This is a genomic window from Synechococcus sp. H60.3 (assembly GCF_047462295.1).
Lineage (GTDB): Bacteria > Cyanobacteriota > Cyanobacteriia > Thermostichales > Thermostichaceae > Thermostichus.
The window spans coordinates 1-4,111 of sequence record NZ_JANSIY010000164.1; the positions used below are offsets into that span (position 1 = coordinate 1).

Below are 4,111 nucleotides of genomic sequence, written 5' to 3' on the forward strand. Positions count from 1 at the left end.
CTGCTGAGCGGTGATGGGGATTTCGCGCCAGCCCTCCGGCATATCCGCAGCCAAGGCTGCCGGCTGGAGGTAGCCGCCTACCGGCCCAGCACACACCCGGAGCTGATTCGCCTGGCGGATCGCTTTGTCGATCTCTGTGCCTGGCAAGGGACAGGGATCCCAGTGCCCTTACCGGCAAAACAGACGGAGGCCAGCGGCTGAACCTCTGCGGTTCCGGCCAGTTGCTCCCATAATCAAATCAACAACCAACAGCAGACCATTCCTGACCCATCCCCTCAACTTCCAACCTCGATGGAGAGATACCCATGTCCACCCAGTTGTCGCCGCGGTTTGCCGAGGCCATGCGCTACGCCTACCGCTGGCACGCCGCTCAAACCCGCAAGGGAACAGGGATCCCCTACCTCAGCCACCTGCTGGCGGTGGCGTCCATCGCCCTGGAGCACGGCGCCGACGAAGATGAGGCTATTGCCGCCCTGCTCCACGACAGCCTGGAGGATGGCCCCCGCTACAGCAGTGAGCCGCGGGCCCAGATCGAACGGGAGTTGCGGGAGCACTTTGGAGAACGGGTGCTGCAGATCATCCTGGGATGCACAGACACCGACAGCGATAGCTCCCTGGGCGAGCCCAAAGAAAACTGGAAAGAGCGCAAAGTGGCCTATCTCAAGCACTTGGAAAGCGCAGATGCCTCAGTCTTGCTGGTGGCCGCCGCTGACAAACTGCACAACGTCCGCTGCATCCTGCGAGACTTTCACCAACTGGGGGATCAGCTCTGGGAGCGCTTCTCCGGCGGCAAAGAGGGATCCCTGTGGTACTACCGGTCGCTGGCGGAGATCCTGGGGCGACGGCTGCCTTCTAGGCTGGCGGTGGAGCTCCAAGAGCTGGTGGTCGAGCTGCAACGGGCAGCCGGGTCGGAGCCGGCAACCGCTTGACAGAGACGACCAGGGCTGAAGAGAATGCTGAGGGCAGCCTTCTTCTTCGCACTCTTCAGGTCACCTGTCTATGGTTCTCGCTGTTGGCACCATTGCTCCAGGGTTCAACACCACTGACACCCACGGCAACCAAGTTTCTCTGGCTGATTTTACCGGGAAAACCGTTGTCCTTTACTTTTACCCCAAAGACGACACCCCCGGCTGCACCAAAGAGGCCTGTGGATTCCGCGATGCTTACGCCGATTACCAAAGCAAAGACGTGGTGGTGTTGGGGGTGAGCATGGACGACCAGGCCTCTCACCAAAAGTTTGCCGAAAAGTACAACTTGCCTTTTCCTCTACTGGTCGATACCAGTGGGGTGATTGCCCGCGCCTACGATGTGGATGGGGGCGGTTACGCCAAGCGGGTGACCTACGTCATCGACGGCGAGGGCAAAATTGCCAAGGTCTATCAGAACATCAACACCGAAACCCATGCCCGCGATATCTTGGCAGACTTGGGCCTGTAAAATCTCTTCGGTTCTTCTCTGAGATCCCGGCCCTTGCGCATGAACGACGACATTCCGGTTGCGCGTCGCCAGTCCACTTCGGTGGAAAAAGCGCAAGGTTCGGCGGCTACCTTGAGGTTGCGCCTGAGCTTGGGGCTGGTAGTGGTTGGGTTGGTGCTCTTGGCGGGTTGGGGGATAGATCAGTTACCTGGATCCCAGCAGGTAGCGGATCCCCCAGTTCCGGAAGAAGCCGGTCAGCCCCCTCTGGCGCAGTCAACTGAGCAGGATAGACGGGTCTCTGTGCTGGGGCACTACGCCTATGCAGAAGCTCCACCGGAGAGCTTGCAGGTGGTGGGCCACTACCACGGTCGAGAGGTGCGCCTGCGCCAGGCGGCTGCCGAGAGCTACCTGCGCATGAGCGCAGCAGCCCAAGCCGACGGGATCCGCCTCGTCCCTATCTCTGGGTTTCGCTCGATAGCGGAGCAGGAGTTTTTGTTTTTTCAGGTGGCCCAATCGCGGGCCTTGCGACCGGAAGAACGGGCGGCGCTCAGCGCTCCCCCTGGCTACAGCGAGCATCACACGGGCTATGCCATCGACATTGGCGATGCCCAGTTCCCTCAATGGGATACCCAGGAGGCCTTTGAGACCACCCCTGCCTTCCGCTGGCTGGAGAAGAATGCTGCTCGCTTTGGCTTTGAGCTGTCCTTTCCCCGCGGCAACCCACAGGGGGTGAGTTACGAACCCTGGCACTGGCGCTTTGTGGGCGACCGCCACAGCCTGGAGACCTTCTACAAGCGCTAACAACTCCCCTCTCCCTCCGGGAGAGGGGACGGGGGTGAGGGCTGACTTCCTCCGGGAGAGGGGACGGGGGTGAGGGCCCAAAAAGCGGATGACGCGATTCGAACGCGCGACCGTCTCGTTGGCAACGAGAAGCTCTACCACTGAGCTACATCCGCATGGGGCATCTATCATGGCAAGTTTTGCGGTCGTTTGTCAAGCCAGGGATCCCTGTTCCAGAATGAGAGAAGTTTATCTTTCTTTGCAGTTGCGTCAGCCCCTGGCGGGGCTCATTTGAGGGGATCACGATGCGGGTAGCCATTATCGGAGCAGGGTTGGCTGGCTTGGTCACAGGGGTTGATTTGGCGGAAGCGGGGCACCAGGTGCAGATCTACGAGGCGCGGCCCTTTGTGGGCGGCAAGGTGGGCTCCTGGCAGGATGCCGAGGGCAACCACATCGAGATGGGCCTCCATGTTTTTTTCTGCAACTACAGCAACTTGTTTGCCCTGATGAAGAAGGTGGGGGCCTACGAGAACCTGTTGCCTAAGCAGCACATCCACACCTTTGTCAACCGCGGCGGGCACACGGGCAGCCTCGATTTTCGCTTTCCCCTGGGGGCGCCCTTCAACGGCCTCAAGGCCTTCTTCACGACAGAGCAGCTCTCCTGGGCCGATAAACTGCGCAACGCCCTAGCGCTGGGCACCAGCCCTCTGATTCGTGGCCTGCTGGACTACGAAGGGGCAATGCGGCAGATTCGCGCCTTGGATCGGCTGAGCTTTGCCGAGTGGTTCCGCCGCCACGGCGGATCCGAGGCTAGCTTGAAGCGGATGTGGAACCCGATTGCCTATGCCCTGGGCTTCATCGATACGGAGCAGATTTCCGCCCGCTGCATGCTGACCATTTTTCAGATGTTTGCCAGCAAAACAGATGCCTCCAAGCTCAACCTCCTCAAGGGATCCCCGGACAATTACCTTACCCAGCCCATCGTCCGCTACCTGCAAGCCCGCGGCGGTCAGGTTTACACCCGCCGGGGAGTCAGCCGCATCGAAGTCAACGACTCCCCTCCCTACGCGGTAACCGGCTTGGTCTTGGCCAATGGCGAGCGGGTAGAAGCAGATGTGTATGTGTGTGCAACAGCCGTGGAGGGTGCCAAACGGCTGATCCCACAGGTGTGGCGGCAGTGGCCCCAGTTCGACAACCTCTACAAGTTGGAATCCGTACCTGTGGCAACGGTGCAATTGCGCTTCGATGGCTGGGTGACGGAGCTGAAGGGCCGGGCCAAACGCGCCGCCGACCACCCGCAGCCGCTTGGCATCGATAACCTCCTCTACACCGCCGATGCCGATTTCTCCTGCTTTGCTGATCTCGCCCTCACCAGCCCTGCCGATTACTACAAACCCGGCCAGGGATCCCTGCTGCAATGCGTGCTTACGCCGGGGGATCCCTTCATCTCCATGCCCAACGAGCAGATTGCCCAGCACGTGCTGCACCAAGTGCACGAGCTCTTCCCCTCCTCGCGGCAACTGAACCTGACCTGGTACAGCGTGGTCAAGCTGGCCCACTCCCTCTACCGAGAAGCGCCGGGCATGGATCCCTATCGCCCGCAGCAGAAGACCCCTGTGCCCAACTTCTTCTTTGCCGGCAGCTACACCGCCCAAGACTACATCGACAGCATGGAAGGGGCCACCCTCTCCGGCCATCTGGCCGCCCAGGCCATCCTGGCCGCCTGTCGGGATCCTCAGCCGTCGGCTTAGCGGGCGGTCTATGAAGATTGCAGCAGGTAGAGCACCGTAAAAACGCCAATACCCAGCAAAGCAACAGCGGTGGTCAAGTGGTTATTGGCCTGGGATCGGTGCTCGGCCAAAAAGGCTTCAGGAGGCTTGAACTTCACCCTGCCCGCTCGGATCGGCTTCCTCGC

Annotated in this window: 5 protein-coding genes and 1 tRNA gene; 5 read left to right on the forward strand and 1 reads right to left on the reverse strand. The window is 60.8% G+C overall.

The window, feature by feature from the left end:
* The 4 genes from NW841_RS12190 to NW841_RS12205 form a co-directional block, all read left to right on the forward strand.
* A partial coding sequence (locus NW841_RS12190; RefSeq protein ID WP_414386610.1) for an NYN domain-containing protein occupies window positions 1-201 on the forward strand: 201 nt, incomplete at its 5' end.
* Window positions 202-305: 104 nt separating this feature from the next.
* Complete coding sequence (locus NW841_RS12195; RefSeq protein WP_414376789.1) at window positions 306-929, forward strand: HD domain-containing protein; 624 nt, start codon at window positions 306-308, stop codon at window positions 927-929.
* Between the two features lie 70 nt (window positions 930-999).
* Window positions 1,000-1,437, forward strand: a complete 438-nt coding sequence (locus tag NW841_RS12200; protein ID WP_414366709.1) for a peroxiredoxin — start codon at window positions 1,000-1,002, stop codon at window positions 1,435-1,437.
* Window positions 1,438-1,476: 39 nt separating this feature from the next.
* Window positions 1,477-2,217 carry a D-alanyl-D-alanine carboxypeptidase family protein gene (locus NW841_RS12205; protein ID WP_414386612.1) on the forward strand — a complete coding sequence of 247 codons (741 nt, stop codon included), beginning with the start codon at window positions 1,477-1,479 and terminating at the stop codon, window positions 2,215-2,217.
* A gap of 83 nt (window positions 2,218-2,300) precedes the next feature.
* Here NW841_RS12205 and NW841_RS12210 read toward each other — a convergent pair.
* Window positions 2,301-2,372: transfer RNA gene (locus NW841_RS12210), tRNA-Gly, on the reverse strand.
* Between the two features lie 129 nt (window positions 2,373-2,501).
* On the opposite strand from NW841_RS12210, the gene zds reads away from it, so the two are divergent.
* On the forward strand, window positions 2,502-3,947 hold the full coding sequence (zds, locus tag NW841_RS12215) for a 9,9'-di-cis-zeta-carotene desaturase (protein ID WP_414366707.1): 1,446 nt from the start codon (window positions 2,502-2,504) through the stop codon (window positions 3,945-3,947).
* Window positions 3,948-4,111 lie beyond the last annotated feature (164 nt).